General features: G+C 46.7%; 17 protein-coding genes. 16 read left to right on the top strand and 1 reads right to left on the bottom strand.

Annotation, left to right across the window (positions count from 1 at the left end):
* The first annotated feature begins 24 nt into the window (after window positions 1–24).
* From GXO76_05775 to glnD, 16 genes are all read left to right on the top strand, one after another.
* Window positions 25–333, top strand: coding sequence for a hypothetical protein (locus GXO76_05775; protein NOY77362.1), 309 nt, complete (start codon window positions 25–27; stop codon window positions 331–333).
* Between the two features lie 94 nt (window positions 334–427).
* A complete protein-coding gene (locus GXO76_05770; protein ID NOY77361.1) occupies window positions 428–1378 on the top strand; it encodes a ribose-phosphate pyrophosphokinase in 951 nt (316 codons plus the stop codon).
* 15 nt (window positions 1379–1393) lie between these two features.
* On the top strand, window positions 1394–2044 hold the full coding sequence (locus GXO76_05765; GenBank protein NOY77360.1) for a 50S ribosomal protein L25: 651 nt from the start codon (window positions 1394–1396) through the stop codon (window positions 2042–2044).
* Window positions 2045–2103: 59 nt separating this feature from the next.
* Complete coding sequence (locus GXO76_05760; protein ID NOY77359.1) at window positions 2104–2694, top strand: aminoacyl-tRNA hydrolase; 591 nt, start codon at window positions 2104–2106, stop codon at window positions 2692–2694.
* Window positions 2695–2737: 43 nt separating this feature from the next.
* Entirely contained in the window at window positions 2738–3208 is a 471-nt protein-coding gene (rpsF, locus tag GXO76_05755) for a 30S ribosomal protein S6 (protein ID NOY77358.1), read from the top strand.
* Between the two features lie 62 nt (window positions 3209–3270).
* Window positions 3271–3489, top strand: a complete 219-nt coding sequence (gene rpsR, locus GXO76_05750; protein NOY77357.1) for a 30S ribosomal protein S18 — start codon at window positions 3271–3273, stop codon at window positions 3487–3489.
* Window positions 3490–3508: 19 nt separating this feature from the next.
* On the top strand, window positions 3509–3952 hold the full coding sequence (locus GXO76_05745; protein ID NOY77356.1) for a 50S ribosomal protein L9: 444 nt from the start codon (window positions 3509–3511) through the stop codon (window positions 3950–3952).
* A gap of 145 nt (window positions 3953–4097) precedes the next feature.
* Window positions 4098–4796 (top strand): DUF3307 domain-containing protein, encoded by a 699-nt coding sequence (locus GXO76_05740; GenBank protein ID NOY77355.1) that lies wholly within the window; start codon window positions 4098–4100, stop codon window positions 4794–4796.
* Between the two features lie 226 nt (window positions 4797–5022).
* Window positions 5023–5241 (top strand): hypothetical protein, encoded by a 219-nt coding sequence (locus GXO76_05735; GenBank protein ID NOY77354.1) that lies wholly within the window; start codon window positions 5023–5025, stop codon window positions 5239–5241.
* Window positions 5242–5329: 88 nt separating this feature from the next.
* On the top strand, window positions 5330–6229 hold the full coding sequence (locus tag GXO76_05730; GenBank protein ID NOY77353.1) for a hypothetical protein: 900 nt from the start codon (window positions 5330–5332) through the stop codon (window positions 6227–6229).
* A gap of 33 nt (window positions 6230–6262) precedes the next feature.
* Window positions 6263–7291, top strand: coding sequence for a tRNA (adenosine(37)-N6)-threonylcarbamoyltransferase complex transferase subunit TsaD (gene tsaD / locus GXO76_05725; protein ID NOY77352.1), 1029 nt, complete (start codon window positions 6263–6265; stop codon window positions 7289–7291).
* A gap of 7 nt (window positions 7292–7298) precedes the next feature.
* A complete protein-coding gene (locus tag GXO76_05720; protein ID NOY77351.1) occupies window positions 7299–9488 on the top strand; it encodes a VWA domain-containing protein in 2190 nt (729 codons plus the stop codon).
* A gap of 222 nt (window positions 9489–9710) precedes the next feature.
* Window positions 9711–12254 carry a hypothetical protein gene (locus GXO76_05715; GenBank protein NOY77350.1) on the top strand — a complete coding sequence of 848 codons (2544 nt, stop codon included), beginning with the start codon at window positions 9711–9713 and terminating at the stop codon, window positions 12252–12254.
* 8 nt (window positions 12255–12262) lie between these two features.
* A complete protein-coding gene (locus GXO76_05710) occupies window positions 12263–12661 on the top strand; it encodes an acyl-CoA thioesterase (GenBank protein ID NOY77349.1) in 399 nt (132 codons plus the stop codon).
* Window positions 12662–12856: 195 nt separating this feature from the next.
* Entirely contained in the window at window positions 12857–13939 is a 1083-nt protein-coding gene (locus tag GXO76_05705; GenBank protein NOY77348.1) for a bis-aminopropyl spermidine synthase family protein, read from the top strand.
* 47 nt (window positions 13940–13986) lie between these two features.
* On the top strand, window positions 13987–16602 hold the full coding sequence (gene glnD / locus GXO76_05700; protein ID NOY77347.1) for a [protein-PII] uridylyltransferase: 2616 nt from the start codon (window positions 13987–13989) through the stop codon (window positions 16600–16602).
* Between the two features lie 100 nt (window positions 16603–16702).
* Here the strand turns inward: glnD and GXO76_05695 are convergent.
* Window positions 16703–18482 (bottom strand): hypothetical protein (locus GXO76_05695; GenBank protein ID NOY77346.1); only part of this gene is annotated, 1780 nt, incomplete at its 5' end.

The following is an 18482-nucleotide window of genomic DNA, read 5'->3' as shown; positions in this document are numbered from 1 at the left end:
CATTAAAAAAACAGGGAGAAGAAAATGGAAATAACCGAAGTAAGCATTACCCCGTTGGAAGAAGCGCGCCTGAAAGCCTATGTGAATATTATATTTGACGATGTGTTTGTTGTGCATGGGCTGCGTATTATTAAAGGGAACCACGGCATGTTTGTTTCCATGCCCGCACGAAGGCTATCAGATGGCTCATACAAAGATGTTGCTCATCCTATTACAAATGCCTTCCGTCTCAAAATCCAACGCGTGGTCTTAGATGCTTACAAAAAAGTACTCAATGATGAGGTACATGAAGAAACCCCAAAAGAAGAACAGGAAAATATCGCAGTCCAATAAACGATTCTCATAAAACAGCGGTTAAAGGGTTAGGTTTATTCGTTGTCTTTTTTAAGGGTTTGGGACGATTTGTGAGTGTAACTGGGAAGATTAAATGACAACAAATAATGATTTAAAACTATTTTCCGGGACTGCCAATTCGGCACTGGCAGAGCGAATTGCTGAGAGTTTAAATCGGCCGTTGGAAGCGCTCTCGATCCGCCGATTCAGTGATGGTGAGATATGGGTGAAGTATGTGGAAAATATTCGCGGTGCGGATGTTTTTCTGATTCAACCCACCTGCTCGCCGGCAGAGAACATATTGGAACTGCTGATTATGATCGATGCGGCCAAACGGGCTTCAGCCAGGCGCGTAACGGCGGTTATCCCTTATTATGGGTATGCCCGGCAGGATCGAAAAGATCAGCCGCGTGTGGCCATTTCTTCAAAGTTGATGGCTAATTTGATTACAACAGCCGGTGCGGACCGCGTCCTGACCATGGATTTGCATGCGCCGCAGATCCAGGGATTTTTCGATATTCCTCTGGATCATCTGTATTCCTCGTATGTGTTTGTGGAGTATTTTCGTAAAAAAAGCATAGACAATTTGGTGGTGGTTTCTCCGGATATCGGAAGCATTAAGATGGCCCGCGCCTATTCCAAACGGCTTGGGGCTCAATTGGCCCTGGTGGATAAGCGGCGGCCCCAACACAACGTGGCCGAAGTGATGCATATTATCGGCGAGGTACGCGACAAGAATGTTTTGATTGTTGATGATATGGTCGATACGGCCGGAACACTCGTGGGAGCAGCGGCCGCCATGAAGAAAAAGGGTGCCAGGCAGATTTACGCGGCGTGTACGCATCCGCTTCTCTCGGGAGGCGCTGTTGAACGGATTGAAACCTCTCCAATTAATGAAATGGTGGTAACGGATACCATTCCGATTCCGGAAGAGAAAATGATTGACAAAATCAAAATATTGTCTGTGGCTCCGATCTTTTCGCAGGCAATCGAAAGAATTCATAAAGAAGAATCCATTAGTATTCTATTTGATATTGAAAAGTAAGAAGGGAGATTTTGTATGTCTGAGGCAGTTATTAAAGCGGATTTGCGCGAAAAGGGGACCAAATCCCAATTAAAGCAACTTCGAAAAGCGGGAAAAATTCCTGCCGTTTTTTATAGCGCACACAAGGATTCACGGTTGATCACACTGGATGCCAAGGAATTCCGACACCTCTTGCTGGCCGGCGCCAATATTTTTGATCTGGTGGTGGGTAAGGGGCGGAAAAAGGCCTGTATCGTACGCGAAGTGCAAGTCGATCCGGTAACGGACGAGATCGTCCATGTGGATCTTCTGGGAATTAAGGCTTCCGAAAAGGTCACCATGAAAGTACCCATTGTTCTCGTTGGAGAGGCTATTGGTGTAAAAGATTTTGGCGGAATACTGGAACACCAGTTGCGGGAAGTGGAAATTTCTTGTTTGCCAAAAGATATTCCGGAAAATATTGAAATCGACATCAGTCATCTTAATATTGGTGACAGCGTTACGATTGGCGATCTGAAGATGGAAAATGTGGAGTTTTTAACCGATCCGGAACATACGGTTGCCTCCGTCAGCCACCCGAAGAAGGTTGAGGAAGAGGTCGTTGCCGAAGAAGAGGGTGTGGGTGAAGAAGAGGCTGAACCGGAAGTGATTCACGGTAAAGAAGAAAAGACCGAGGAAGGGGAATAGATCCCGCGTGAGGCGCTTTATTTCGGGTTGGCACCGCCATCACTCGCAGCGTTTGAAATATGATTAATGACACAGAGTCCCGTTATTTGATCGTTGGGCTCGGTAACCCGGGAAGAAAGTATCGAAACACACGCCATAATGTGGGGTTTATGGTGCTGGATCGCCTTGCGGAAGAGCTGGGATTGACTTTCAAGCAAGGCCGGGGAGATTATCTTCAAGCCAGCGGCCGGATTAAAGAGAAAAAAGTCGCACTGATTAAGCCACTAACCTTTATGAATAACAGTGGGTTGGCCGTTCGCCAGGCGGTTCAGTTTTACAAAAGTGATCTTTCACATATTCTGGTGATTGTTGATGACTTTCAAATTCCACTGGGTGTGATTCGTATTCGCAAACAGGGAAGTGATGGGGGGCACAATGGGTTAGCCTCAATAATGTCCCATCTTGGAACCAAGAATTTTCCTCGGTTAAGGGTGGGGATCGGTCGAGAGGCTCCCATTGATAATTGGATCACGTTTGTTCTTTCCGATTTCTCACGGGAAGAAAAAACGCTTTTGGAACAAATTATTCCCATTGCGGTTGAAGCAGCGATCAGTTTTGTAGTGGATGGCATAGAAACAGCAATGAACAAATACAATCGAAAAAGAGAGTAGGATTTTAACAAGCGGGTTACGCGCGTCTAAAATGGAGGTTTAAATGGAGCAGCGTTTGTACGAAACAACGATTATCGTGGATCCTCAATTGGACCAATCGAAGATTGAGGAGTTGGTGAATAAAATCCAAAAAATGATTACGGATGAGGGCGGATCGATTCGTAAAGTAGACCATTGGGGCAAAAAGCGCCTGGCCTACGAAATCAAGAAGAAACAATACGGGTATTACATTTATTTTCTCTACGACTCAAATGGAAAAGCCCTGCCTCATCTGGAAAAGGAATTCCGGTTGAATGAGACCATTATGCGGGATCTAACGGTTCGATTGGATGAAAAGGCTCTCAAGCAGTTGGAAAAAGGGAAAATTACGGATTTCAAGAAGTTCGGGGGATCCTATAAAAAGCATTATTCCCGAGCAAACAATTCCAGTCGGCGCGAAACGCCTAAAGCAGCCGAGGAAAAGGTTCAGGAAAAAACGGATACGGAGCCAGCTGAAGTTCCTGCGGGGGAATAGGGCTGGTATCCGACAGATAGATTGGGTGTCAACAGAAATAGGAGGTTTTAAAATTGATTCGTATGAAAAAAAAGCGGATTTGTCGTTTTTGCGAAAACAAAATCGAGTATATTGATTATAAAGATGAAAAATTGCTTCAAAGGTTTACAACCGAACAGGGTAAAATTATTCCTCGCCGAATTTCGGGAACATGCGCCCATCATCAGCGTCAATTGGTCAAAGCGATTAAACGCGCACGGCATTTAGCCTTGATTCCTTTTGTTGCAGATCAATCAAACTAATGTGAGGAGCAGAGTAAACATGAAAGTTATTTTGAAGCAAGATGTGGAGTCGGTTGGCACGGTTGGTGACATTGTAACGGTTAAAAATGGATATGCCCGGAATTACCTTATTCCAAAAGGAATTGCCCTGGAAGCAACCCCCGGAAATCTCAAACGAATTGAGCAGGAAAAGAAGACCCTGGAGTTGCAAAAAAATCGGGAGAAAAAGGCAGCCGAACAGGAAGCCGCCAAACTGAACAATGTTTCCGTGACCATCTCGGTTTCTGTGGGTGAAGAAGATAAATTATTCGGTTCGGTAACCTCCCAGGATATTGCAGATGCCCTCAAAGAAAAAGGGTTCAAAATAGATAAGCGGAAAATTGTTTTGGATGAACCCATTAAGGTTCTGGGCATTTATTCAGTACCCGTAAAACTGCATACCGAAGTGGAAGCAAAAGTCAAAGTATGGGTTGTCAAAAAATAAGATGTCTTCTCGCACGTGTTGCGTTTAGCCGTCCAGCGGTGTTTATCCTTGAGACGGCTTTTCCTTTTTAATGAGTTTCTGAAAACCGCAATCCTGTTTTCTTTAAATTCTGATTGAATCCACCTCTGGCGAGTCAGGGTATTCTATGGATCTTTTCTGGCTGCTTGTTTTGGCCCATTTGGTAGGGGATTTTCCTCTGCAAACGGATACCATTTTCCATTATAAAAACAAGTACAAATGGGGAATTCTTTTGCATGTCTCCATTTGTGCCGTGATGAATATGGTTTTTACCATCCCTTTTCTGGGGTATCCCTCGTTTTGGCTGGTACTTTTTATTCTTTTTATCTCACATGTCTTTTATGATTCCGGAAAAATCTGGATCACCCAGACGGTTTTAAAAGATAATATTTTTCTTTTTCTTTTTGATCAGTTCCTGCATTTTGCCACAATCTGGCTGGTAACGGTTTTCTTTTTGGGCATACACACGACCCTTCACATCGATTATTCTATGCCCTTTTATTCCGATCGAACACTGGTTATTCAGCTCTCCGGTTTTGTTTTTGCTGTTTTTGCGCTTGCGCCTCTTGTTTTTTATGTCCAGCAATTCATTAATTCCCGTCTGGAAAAGAAAAAAAGAAAAAACTTGGTTTTTCCCGAATTTAGAGAGCGGGTCCCCGGATATGTGGAGCGATTTCTTCTGGTGCTTTTCGCATTCCTGGGGGGATGGTTCTGGTTGGGAGTTTTGATTGTTTTTGGGGCACGAGTGCTCCTCAGGGGAGAATTTGATTGGCCAACGTTGATTTTCGGGAACGCCGTTGCTGTTTTGACAGGACTTCTTATTTAGCAGGGTTCGCCTGTCCGCGGGTTCCCGTATCTGTCCCAAATTACCTGCCGGCAACCTTTTAAAAATCAATAGAAAAATAGTTGCTTTTTCAGATAAAAATCGTTAAATTTCAAAAAATTGGTTGGGAATAGTAAAAAGGCGGATAGTTCACACACGAACCTTCTTTCATGAAGCCCTCTGTTAAACGTGTTCAAATGTGTGAATTCTTAAATTTGTGGAGGTGAGGATGGACGAAATTGTTTTTCCGGAGTGCCAAAAATGCAGCAGTGGTGTGTTGGTACCGTTGTCTGATTATGGACGGGATGGAGCAACGATAATGTACAAGGCCTGGGTGTGCACGAATCCGGATTGCGGCTTTAACATTCGTATTGATAATGGGGATGTGAGCTATGGCCAGGCCATTACACAATCCAACCGGAAGCGAAGAATCGTTTTGAAAAAATAAGGATTATTGGAAGCGAAGTGTCTCTTTGGCAAACGTGTTTTAAAGTTTGGGTATATCCTTCATGGTTACGATCTTTCGAAAAATTTTTGTGGATTACCAGATAAAATTGTTTATTTTGGCCTTTGCCATTTTACTCTGGTTTTATGTGTCTCTTGAGGATACCTATGAATACAATATTCCAGTAAGAATTGTTCCGGTTAATGTGCGGTCGAATTATCTGATCGTTAACAATTATCCCAAGGAAGTACTGGTCAAATTTCGGGGAAAGGGGAAATCCCTGTTTGCGCTTAAAAGTTCTGACCGCAAAATACGCCTGGACCTCTCGCGCTACCGGAGACTGGCTATTTTTCGCCTTCGTCCCGAAATGGTGGAAATTCCTCCCACACTTTCCGTTCAGGTGGTTCAGATTATCCGGCCCGATACCGTTGTGATCAGATTGGAACGGAAATCCGAAAAAAATATTCGGGTGGTTCCCAATGTGTCTGTTTCTCTGGAACCCGGGTACACCATTGTGGGTGCAATAAAAACCGAGCCTTCTGTTGTACATGTTTCCGGGCCAAAGGGTGTGGTGGATACGCTGAATGTCATTTATACCCAAAAATTATTTTTTAGTCATGTGAAGTCCGATATTTCAGGAAATGTGCGTCTGCAAAATATTCGCAATAAATTTGTGTCTGTTGTTCCGGAAGTCGTTCATTATCAGATTGATGTCCAGCAATTGGGTGAAAAAACCATTAAAGACATTCCCGTTCATCTGGTTCATGCGCCAAAGAACAAACAGGTACGGGTTATTCCGTCCACAATCTCTGTTACTATCGAAGGCGGGGTGAGTTTACTGGATACGATTACGACAAAAGATATTAACGTCTACATCGATTATAAACAGAGAGAAGCAGGGCGGAGCAACTATAAGGCTATTATCGAATTGCCGCCCGAAACGCGTTTTTCAAATGCTTTTCCACACACCTTCAAGGTGATTGTGGAATAGGGAGAAAAACGCGGGAGATCCGAAAGTAATTTTATGAAAGTATTGGGAATAGAAACATCCTGCGACGAAACGGCTGCTGCCGTTCTGGTTGACGGCAAACTTGAATCCAGTATTATTTTGTCTCAATTGGATGTCCATCGTGCGTTTGGAGGGGTTGTGCCGGAGCTGGCTTCCCGGGCCCATATTCAGGCGATACTGCCCATTATTCAAAAAGCCCTGGATGAGGCCAGCCTTAAAAAAACCGACATCGATGCCCTGGCTGTCACATACGGCCCGGGTCTCATTGGATCCCTTCTGGTGGGCCTCAACGTGGCAAAAGGAATAGCCGCAGCCCTTGGGAAACCTCTGGTGGGCGTAAACCACATTGAAGGTCATATTTTTGCAAATGCTCTGGAACATCCTCGTCTGAAGCCGCCCTTTCTGGTCCTGGTTGTGTCCGGGGGGCATACCCAGTTGGTGGATGTTAAGAATTGGGGTAAATATGCGATTATGGGAAAGACAATCGATGATGCCGCGGGAGAGGCTTTCGATAAAGTGGCTAAACTTCTGGGGTTGGATTATCCCGGCGGACCCGAGATTGATCGGCTGGCAAAGAACGGAAATCCCGATTTTGTCAAATTCCCCAGGGCCTGGATGGGCTCCCGGAATTTGAACTTTAGTTTCAGCGGTTTAAAAACCGCCGTGCTGACCTACCTTGAATCTCAAAAAGATGAATTTGTTCGAGATCATCTTGCAGATATTGTGGCCAGTTTTCAGCAGGCCGTGGTAGATGTCCTGGTGGAAAAATCACGAAAGGCACTGGTTTTGCTAAAGCATCAGAGGGTAGCTCTGGCAGGGGGAGTGGCACGGAATTCTGCTCTGCGAGCGGCCTTTGTCGAGATGGGAAAGAAAAGTGGAGTGGAGGTTTTTTTGCCGGGGCCGGAATTTTGCACAGATAATGCGGCCATGATTGCAAAAGCGGGACAATTCTACCTTGAGCAGGGTATTTCATCCCCCTATGATCTGGATGCCAATCCATCGCTAAAACTGCCGGTGTCTCGTTCTGCAGTGGCGGAGGGTTGAGCCAGGAATGATCAGCAGTGTCAGTTGGAGTTTTTCCATTCAGGGGAGTCCGGTTCTGTTGGCGGGATTCGCGCTTTTGTCCCTGATTATGGTCGTCTGGTTGTATCGGAAAACCTATCCGCCGCTCTCCAGAGGTTTAAGAATTTTTCTTGGAATCGTGCGGGGGGTGGCGCTGCTGCTCATTATTCTTTTGCTCTTTCATCCGGTTCTGCACATTATTCGCCATTTTGTGGAAAAACCGGATATCGCCGTTCTGATCGATACATCCCGAAGTATGTCCATCAAAGATGGAAACCAGCGTCGTTCGGATATTGCAAAATCTGTCCTTAAAAATAAGGTGTTTGGGGAAATTGATCCGGTCTGCAACCTGCATTATTTTTCGTTTTCTGTTCATGCAAAACCCATACAAAAGTTAAATATCGACTCTTTGAGCTTTACAGGGGATGGGACCGATATTTCACAGGCACTGCAGGATGTTCGGAAAAACCTGCTCAATCACTATTTTTCAGCGGTTATTCTTATTTCGGACGGCATTTACAATACGGGCGAAAATCCGGTTTACCTGGCACAGAATTATGATGTTCCCGTTTACACGGTCGGAATCGGTGATCCCACAGAGAAAAAGGATGTTTTGATTGCCCGCGTACTGACGAATGAAGTGGTTTATGCCAAAAACAGGGTTCCGGTGGATGTGGTAGTGACCCACTTCGGATTTGAAGGACAAAAGGTGATGGTTTTTCTCAAGCAGGCGGGAAAAGTGCTGGATTCAAAGCCGCTCACCCTTGGGCCGTCGAATCAGGAGGAGGTTGTGCACCTGTTTTTTACCCCCCTCCGCGAAGGATTTCAAAAATACGAGGTTTCGATTTCCGGATTAAAGTCCGAATTTACCCGGATCAACAACCGGCGCAGCTTTTATGTGAAGGTTTTAAAAAGCAAGCTGAAGGTGCTTATTCTGGCAGGCGGGCCCTCACCCGATGTAAAATTTGTCCGTCGGATTCTGGATGACGACAAAAACATGGATGTGACGATTCTGGCGCAAAAACGCGGCGGGGGTTATTACGTCATTCCAAGAGCGCGAAAATGGTTTTCCGTAAATTTTGATGCATTTGTACTCATTGATTTTCCGCGCTGGACAGTACGCTCGGATCTGCGGAAGTTTTTGGATGAAAAGCTTGTCGGGCCCAGGCATTCACTGCTTTTTATCGAAGGGGAAAATCTGCAAAATAGCGACCTTCGCTTCTTACAACCGGTTCTTCCCTTCAAGGTGGATCAGGCCCCGCGGCAGCTGCGCGAGGTTTATCTTCAGCTGACACCTGCAGGAGAAGTGGAGGACATTCTGCGCGTCGGGGACAATCTGGAAACGACCCTTGGACTTTGGCAGGATCTTCCCCCTGTCGATACCTATTTGCAGAACTATTCACCACTTCCCGGAACCAAGATTCTGGCGGTTGTGGATCCGGCAAAATCAAAACTGCCGCCAAGTGTCCAGTTTAAAAAGCCTCTCATTTTGGTGCGAAACGTGGGGAAAGAGAAGAGTGTAGCGCTCATGTTTGAAAATGTCTGGCGATGGGACCTGATGATGTGGGGAATCGGGAAAAATGACGAGGTGCTGCAAAAATTCCTGACGCGGACAGTCCGTTGGCTGGCTACGCGAATGGAAACCAAACCCGTTCAACTAAAAACCGATCGGCAAATCTATCGGAGTGGGGAAGAGGCTGTTTTTCTGGGACAGGTTTACGATAAGGCTTTTAAGCCTGTGGATGGCGCTGATTTTAAAGTAAGGGTTAAAAGCGGAAAAGATACCCTGACCCTTTTATTGGATAATATTGGCAACGGCAAATATGAGGGGAGATTTCGCATTCCGGCCGCGGGAACCTACACATACAAAGGGACAGCATTCTTAAATGATATGAAATTAGGTACGGCGTCCGGTAAATTTTCCGCGGGAGAATTCCAGATTGAGTTTTTGCAGACACGGATGAATGAAAAATTATTGCAACAAATTTCTGCACGTACATCTGGAACATTTTACCTTCCCCGGAATGTGTCCCGTTTGAAAAAGGATCTGAAATTTTCAAGTCGGGAGCTTTCTTCAGAAAATACGTACACGCTCTGGAATGTCTGGCTGCTTCTGGCTGTAATTATTTTTCTCTTTGTAATTGAATGGAGTATTCGCCGTCGGAAGGGACTGCTGTAGGAGGAGGGGAGGCCAAATAGCGGATGTATTTTGGTCTGGGCTGAATTTTTAAAAAGAGCATCACCTGTAAACAAGTGTGTAACCCACGTTGAAAGCTCATCGGGGGCAACGTTTCATTCTCATGCCTTTTTTAATGTTTACCGAATGCGGATTGCAAAGGGTAAAATAGTTTGCCTCCAAGGAGAGTATCTCACAATTTAGATTAGCCAGCAGGGGAAGGCGATGAGAATCCTCCTAATTGGGGTGGTTTTTCTTTTTCTTTCGGGTACGGCCGAAACCGTATTTTCACAGGTACGTCTGTCCGAGATTATGTTTGATCCCGCTGGAAGCGAATATTACGATGAGTTTATCGAGATCCAAAATCGCAGCCTTCGGGATACAATTTCGCTTTCGGGTTGGCGTGTGGGTGATGAAAAATCCCTGGACCTCATTAAAGATGCAGGTGGAGGCCTGAAACTGGCGCCGGGACAGTTTGGAATCATACTGGATTCTGGTTATTTTTCACATTCTACAACCTATGACAGCCTGATTCCTGAAGATGCGCTTGTTTTAACTATTGCCGATAACTCCTTCGGAAGCGGGGGACTGAGTAATTCTGTGGCTGAAAAAGTGAGCCTCGTAAACACTCGCGGGGATACGGTGGATGCCTACCGGTACACGCTGGATAACCGGCCGGGTCATTCTGATGAAAAAATCAACATCTTTCAGGATTCTCCTGAAAATAATTGGGCAAATTCTCTTCAACTGAACGGGACACCCGGATTTAAAAACAGCGTGGCGCTCTCTGCCAGGGATTTGGCGCTCGTTTCCGTGAACTGGGATTCCGTTCTTCTTCAAAAGGAGGGAGAATTCTCGGGAACAGCCGTTGTTAGGAATGTGGGAACAACCCCTGCATCGGACAGCCGGCTTGTACTTTTTGAGGATAAAGACCTTGATGGTCGGTTTACATCTTCTGAACAGAGAGGTTTGTGGCCGATCGGAAGAAGTGTTTTGCCCAATAAAAAGGTTTCAATTGCACTTTCTCTCGGCCGCCTGTCACCGGGGATTCATTCGTTTTTGGTTTTGATTGACTGGCCAGGTGACGAAAACCCGTCCAATAATTCGAGAAAAGTGGTGGGGGTGGTGCAGTTTTCACCGGATGTCTTGCGCGTGAATGAAATTATGTACCGTCCGTTTCCGGGATTCCCGGAGTGGGTCGAAATTAAAAATATCTCCCCGGATACGCTCCAATTGTACCGGTGGCGGTTTTCGGACGAAACGACCACACACGGAGTTACCCTTTTTGACACGCCCCAAAAACTGCCTCCCGGGAATTATTGGATTTTGGCGCAGGCGCATATTCCCGATCTTCCGGATTCGCTTGCAGGGCATGAGACCCTTGTTCGCAGATGGCCGACGCTCAACAATTCGGGGGATCAGGTGTGGATTTTTGATCCCACCGGGCTGCCGCTGGATCATGTGGATTATTCCCGCTGGCCGGAAACCTCTCCGGGGCATTCCCTGGAGCGTCTGGAATATTCAATCCCTTCCGAACACCGTGAAGGGTGGCAGGCAAGCCGTGTAGAGGGTGGAACTCCGGGATGCCCGAATTCGATTAATCCGCTTTTAGTGGATGGTAAGCTCACCTGTTTGGACCCAATGCCCGTCCTTTCAAAGGCTGCGGATTCCGCCGGTGTGAGCCTGTTGTTAAAAAATCAGGGTCGGTTGGAAATTTCCGGAAGCCGGATCGTGATGTTTGACGATCGGAATGATGACGGGTTCTTTTCTGAAAATGAATGTCTGGAGCAGGAAACCCGATCTGTGGGCAATCTGCCGCCGGGAGACTCTGTCTTTTTCCGAATGGCATTTTCGGGTCTTGCGCCCGGAAAGCACAAACTCCTGGCAGAATGGAGAATTCCGGGCGATCAGGACAGTGAAAATAATAGCGGACGGATTGAAATTTGGAAAGGATACCGGCCATTCACACTTCTCATCAATGAAGTGATGTACCGGCCGCGCCCGGGCTGGCCGGAATGGGTGGAAATTTACAATCCCGGGGAAAATAGAATCCCGATTCAGGATTGGAGTGTTTGCGATCACCGGGCGCTGGCTAAGGAGGCGTCTCTGGAAAGCGGGGCAGCCATTTTTCCGGGGGATTTTTTGGTGGTTGCGGGCGACTCGTCATTTTTTGCATGGTACCCGGAGGTAAATCCGGATCGGGTTGTGATTGATAAAAAATTTCCGACGCTCAACAATGACAGAGATTCGCTGTTTTTGGTGGATTTAAGCGGAACGATTAGTGATGAATTAGCGTACACATCTTCGTGGGGAGGTCGGAACGGGCGTTCTCTGGAGAGAATTCGGCCGGGAAATATCGCTGCAGACAGTACAAACTGGAGCACGTCGGTGGCTGGAGAGGGAAGTACACCCGGATGTCAAAATAGTATTGTTTTGCACACGACAGCCACTAACCACTGGCTTTCAATCAGTCCCAATCCCTTTTCCCCTGACGGCGACGGGAAGGATGATTTTGTAACCTTTACCATTCATACGAAAACCGCCACATCTGTGGCGGAATTGAGAGTTTTTGATGCAGCCGGACGGATGGTTCGAACCCTGCTGGACAACCAGCCGATTGGCAGCTCGTATGAATGCATTTGGGACGGGCGGCAGAAAAACGGCAAAATCCTGCCGATGGGAATCTACATTGCCTATTTGGAATTGTTTGTCAACCGGAAGAAACAGAGATCACTTAAAAAGACATTTGTTTTGGCCAAACATTTGTGAGGAGGAGGATGGGAAAGGTATTTAAAGCGGAGTTGCAGGTTCGCTCGTATGAATTGGATTTTTACGGGCATGTGAACAATGCGATCTATTTGAATTATTTGGAATTTGCAAGGGGGAAATATCTGGAGCAAGAAGGACTTTCATTTGAAGACCTGGTGAAAAGAGATATTTTTATGATTGTTGCCCGCGCTGAACTGGACTATAAGGCTCCTGCACACATGTCAGATTGGCTGGAAGTAACGGGGTTCGTGGAGAAGGTGGGGCACAAAAGTATGGTTTTTCGCCAGATGATTCGAAATAAAAAAACCGGTACGCTTGTACTGGACAGCCGGATTACCATTGTATTTGTAAATGGGCGGCGGGAAACCATTGCGGTTCCCGATTTTTTAAAAGAAAAATTTATGTAGCACAATCGGTAAGTCTGCTTTAAGAAACCTTTTCCCACGAATTATCACAACTTGATTTTGTTAGAGCTAATAGCGGTTATTTGTGCACGTTGCGGTTTTTGGAGCAGGCACATTATTTCATTTGTAAAGAGGGTCACTGCGATTCCGCTTCGGAGGAAATGCAGTTCGTTTGTTGATTGAATTAAGGAGGCAGAGGTGCAAAAATTATTTAAAGCGATTGCAGAAAACACGGGTCTTGAAATCTCAACATATTCGTTCGAAAAAATTTTGCGGGCCATGGCAACGGATTCTTACGGCTGGAGAATTGTGGATATTTCGGATCAGCCGTTTAATCTGGTTGCCGAGACCCTTAAGCAGTTAGAAAAACGCGGGTTTATTAAATTCGTCGGAGCACGCGTAGAATTTACACGAAATGGCAAGGATTTGCTGCGTCAGCATGGCATTTACCCCAAAGCCGATTTTCGCTGTATTCATTGTCAGGGTACGGGGTACGATGTGTCGACGTACGCAAATTTGATTGAAAAATTCAATGAAATTCTTGAAAAATATCCGCGTCCCGAGTCGGTCAGGAATCGTTGGATTATGTCCACCCGATCGATTTTCCGCCGGGTGATGCTCATGGTGCAGAAGGGCAATGCGCCCGGGAAGGAAATTGTTGTGGTTAACGATGCCGATTTGGTGAGCGTGGCTCTGGCTTTGACGCGATTACCCGACCGAATTGTCGTTTTGGAGTACGATGATGAGATGGTGGATTATCTGTTTAATTTAATCCATTCGATGAAACTTCCCATCGATGTTCACAAATATGATGTCCGAAACCCTGTTCCGGAAGAATTCTTTGGGAAGTTTGATGTGTTTATTACCGATCCGCCGGAGGCCTACGAAACCTTTCTGCTGTATTTGAAAAAGGGGTTGTCACTGCTCAAACCGGGTGAGGGACGGGCGGGATTTTTTGGGCTCACGCATACAGAGGCCTCTTTGAGAAAATGGCAAACACTGCAGCGCGATTTATTGGTTCTGAATGACATTGTCATTACGGACATCCTGTACGAATTCACGGAATATGACAATGACAATTTCCAGATTGAAACCATTCGAAACGATGTGCCGATCTTTCAGGAGAGGCCGACCATCCCCTGGTATAAATCCTGCGTCTATCGATTGGAAACACTGCAGGAATTTGAGCCTCTTGACGAGGGAATGAATGTGGAAGACGATCTGATCGATGAGGAACAGTTGGCCTATTCGAAAAAAACAGAAAAAGATGAGGACGCTTAGGGGGAACATATACGCGAAATCATCAAAAGGTGGAAATCATTCGTCTAATGGAACGGTCCTTTCAGGAACAGCGGCGAAAAATTGTTGAAGACAATCGGGGGATGTGGAATGGTGTAAGTGTGGCTCTGAAATTAACGGAAGTGACGGATGCCGTTATAAGCCGTACTTTTGAATCGTTTCTGCGACAAAGGCGGGCGCCGATTGCCGTATTTGCCCCGGGGGGATATGGCCGTTGTGAGCTCAATCTAAACTCCGACGTGGATTTGTTAATCATTGTGGATGATTCGGATAAGGCTCTTTTGAAGGCCCTGGAAAAAGCGATTCGGGCACTCTGGGATTTGGGCCTGGAAGTGGGGCACCAGGTCCTGACCCCCGATCAGGCGGTGACGCTTGCACTGAATGAATGGACCTTCCGAACCACCCTGCTGGAAATGCGCTTTCTCTGGGGAGATGAATCCCTTGCTTCAACGGTTGAAAGGGTATTGAATGATCGGGTTATTTTTAACGATTACAAAACATTTCTGAAAACGGTTCTCGACGAAACAGCCGCTCGTCACAAGAAATTTGGGAATTCTCCTCAACTGCTGGAACCGGATGTTAAGAACGGTATGGGGGGGCTGAGGGATTTTCATGCCTTGCTCTGGTTGTACCGCAGCCATCCCGATTTTTCCGGGACGTTCAAAATCCGGAAACAGGTGCGCTCGGCAACGATGAACCTGCTGCAACATCTTTTTGAACAATCCTTTCTTTTGGCTAACGATTTTACGGCCCTCCGAAAAGCGTTTGAATTTCTCCTGTCGGTTCGTAATGAGCTTCATCTGTTGACGGATCAAAAAATGGATCGCCTGGAATACGGCTTACAAAAAGATTTGGCCTCCCGGCTTACCACGAGAGGCACGGAAGAACGCCTTGCCGTGGAAAAATTTCTGCGGGATTATTACTTGCATGTGAGAAAAATTTACCACAGTTACCAGATTCTGTCGGAATTGTTTATTCCAAGCCGCTCTCATTTTCAAATGGAAAAAGAATGGTCGAGCCGGGAGGTACTGGCCCCGGGTATTCTGAAATTCAAGGATGCCATCGTTTTTGAAGGAACAACTCCCCGGATTTTCTCCGAACGTCCGGAGTTGCTCATGCAGGTTTTCCGATGGCAGCAGGAGTACAATTTGAAATTGGGGGAATTTTTGAGAAATGCTCTTTATCTTCAATCCCAAACCCTGTCAGACAAGTTTCAGAATCATCCGGCCGTGGTGGAGGTGTTTTTGAAAATCATGCAAAATCCGAAAAACCTGGGGCGGGTTTTGCGGGTTATGCACGAACTGGAAATTCTGGATCGCTTTCTGCCGGAGTTTTCCGCTATTACGGCGCTGGCGCAACACGATCTTTATCATTATTATTCTGCCGACGAACACACCATTTTGGCCATTGAAAATGTGGCCGATCTTCTAAAAATCTCTGAGGATCCGTTTGAACTGAAAGCCACACTTCAGAGCATTTCTGAAAAAGAAGTGCTCTTTCTGGCGCTCCTGTTTCACGATATAGGAAAGGCGCTTCCGGGGCCGCACACAGAAAATGGCGTGGCGTTGGCGAGCAGGGTTTTTCGCCGCTGGAACCTGTCCGGAGAGCGCGTGGAGCGGGTGCTCTTTTTAATCAGAAATCATTTGAAAATGGAGCAGTTTGCCTTTCGCCGGAATAGCGAAGATCCGTCTACGCTTCAAAAATTTGCCAAAATTGTAGGTGATGTTACGAATTTGAAGTTGCTGTACCTTTTGACGTACGGGGATTTGTCAGCGCTTAATCCCACGGTGTGGTCCGAGTGGAAGGCCATCCAATTGTGGGAGCTTTTTCGGCGTACCAGACGCTATTTATCCGGAGAGTGCATTTCGGAGGCGTTGGATGAAAAGGAATTGTCCGATCTGGCAGAAGAAATTTTAGGCATTCTGCCGGCGCCTTTTAAAAGGGAAGAAATTCTAAATCACCTCCGAATGATGGGGGAAGAATACCTGAAATCATTTGGAGCCGAGGAAATTTCTGGCCACCTGCTGGCCATCAGCCAGATTCCCGCCAATCCTGCGTTTATCGAGTTTAAAAATCTTCGGACTCACTGGGGCGTGACCGTGGTGACACGGGACCGGCCCTCCCTTCTGGCGGAAATCTGCGGAGTTTTGGCGGCAAACGATTTGAGCATTTTCGCCGCACAGATTTTTACCCGCGAGGATGGCTTTGTTATTGACAGCTTTCGGGTTCTTCCCTTTTCAAAGCACATTCAATTTTCCGAAATTGTTCAGAAAGACATTTTAAATGATCTGGTGAACGTGCTATCCGGAAAAATCGAATTGGGAGAGCTCCTTGCCCGGCACAAACGCCGCTGGAAACGCCACCCTCTTAAAAAATCCGGTAAACCCGTTGAGATTGTTTTCGATAATCAGCTTTCCCGGGATTTTACAATTATTGATATTTTTACGGATGACGCCCTCGGACTCCTTTACCAGATTGCCCGGACCCTTTCCTCCAGCGGTGTCAATATTCAATCGGCCAAAATTTCCACCCGTGTCGATCAGGTTTCCGATAGCTTTTACGTAACGGATGAAAATGGGCAGAAAATCGTGGATTCGGAAAAAATCGACGAGATTCGAAAAAACATCCTCCGTTCTCTGAAATAAAAGAGCCGCCCACGAACAAAAAATAGCCCACGAATTCACACGAATTTTCACGAAATAAGTTTCTCCTGTCAAAATAAGTTTTCGGATCGGGCGTGAGACGTTAGGAGGTTTTCAAAATCGTTTTAAAGGATTTTAGCCTGTCGGATGTTTGTGTGAGTTTGGATTTGAGTTCATCCAAAAAGGCCCGCCCATCTCTAAAATCCATCAGTTTGGCCAGAATCTCCAGTTTCTCCCCCTTCAGGGGGATTTTGGCCCGCGGACGTTCTAATCCAATATGAAGGTAGGTTTCGATACGGCGGTAGAAAAGGTACGTGTCTCTCAGCCTGCGGGCGTCTCTTGCCGAAAACAGCCCCAGTTTTCCCAATTCTTCGATGAGCTCCGGTGTTTGTCCCGATTGAAGGGTGGCAAATTTATTCCCGTACTTTAATTGAAACAGTTGTACCAGAAATTCAATGTCCACAATGCCGCCGGGGCTATTTTTAAGATCCATCTCCCGTGAGAATTTTTTTCGGGATTTTTGGTGGATTTTTTCGAGCATGGCGAAAATCTCGTCAACCTGTTCACCCGAGAGACCGGGGGCAAAAAGATACGCCCGGATGAAATCCGACAACTGTTTCCACGGTTCGGGGTTCCCGGCAATCCACCGGCTTTTGAGCAGCATCTGGCGTTCCCACAGTTCGGCCCGGTTCAAAAGATAGTTTTGGTAGGCATCCAACGAGATCAAAAGCGGGGCACCTGCGCCTTCCGGGCGAAGGCGAACGTCGATTTTGTAAAGCTGACCCGTGGGAGAAATCTGGTTGAGACGGGCAATAAGCTCCCGCAGGACGGCTTCCTGTTCCTGAAGAGAGGGCTGCTCTGTTTCCGTTGTGAGGAACACCACATCCAGATCAGAGCCAAAATTAAGTTCCAGAGAACCCAATTTCCCAAGGCCAATGATGGCGGCCGGGAAAGGGGTTTGCGGCTGGCGCTCGTGAGCAATTTGCGAAAGGGCCAGCTCCAGTGTGGCCCCTGCCAGATTGGAAAGAGAGAGAAAAAGGTCGTTTAACGGGATGATCCCGGCCAAAAACTGAACCCCAATTTGAAACATGGCGGCACGTTTCGATGCGTGTAATGGGTCGATCCAGGCTGACTCCGGTAAGGCGGAGAGGCGTTCCTGGAACTGCCGAAAATAGCGTTCCCTGTCAAAGGGCTCATAGAGCGTTTCGGGGGTCGTTAAGGCGGTAAAAAGTTCGGGGTGGATGGTGAGTAGTTTTGCCAGCAAGGGCGCCTTTCCGCAAATTTGAACGGTTAACGCAAGCACAGAGGTGTTCTCCTGAAAGAGAGAATACAGGTTTTGGGGGCTGCCATACGCCTTGACAAACGAGGTGAATAAAGCCAGAGCCTCGTCCGGTGAAGGCTGTTTTTGGAGCTCTTCCAGGAGCTGTGGAAGAATGGCGCGAAAGGATTTACGCAGGGTGCTTGAAAGAGGGTGTTGAACGGTTCCTGAAAAAAGTCCCGAAAACAGTTTGAAAACCTGTGCGGGATTTTTAAATCCCATGTTTGAAAACGTGAGTTTAAGTTCCGGAGTTAATGATTCGGAGGTGAGGAGTGTTTCCAGAGGATCCGGCTCCGGGGCTGTTTCTTCAGAAAGAATGGATTGGTAGATGGATCGGACACCTGTAGAGACGTGCCGAACAGTTGTTTCAAAATCCGCTATCGTGTCAAATCCCATTTTTCGGGAAAGAACCTGGAGCTTATGGGGCTCTTCCGGAAGCAAATGGGTTTGCCGCCAGTCTTCCAATTGTAAATGATGTTCAATTTTTCGGAAGAAGCGGTAAGCCTCGGTCAGGTTGTGGGCCTCCGATTGCGTCAGGAGTTGTTTTTGCGCCAATTTTTCAATG

It is taken from the genome of Calditrichota bacterium (assembly GCA_013151735.1).
In the GTDB taxonomy this organism is placed as follows: domain Bacteria; phylum Zhuqueibacterota; class JdFR-76; order JdFR-76; family BMS3Abin05; genus BMS3Abin05.
Note: the sequence above shows the minus strand (reverse complement) of the source record. Positions and strands in the feature narration are given on the sequence as shown.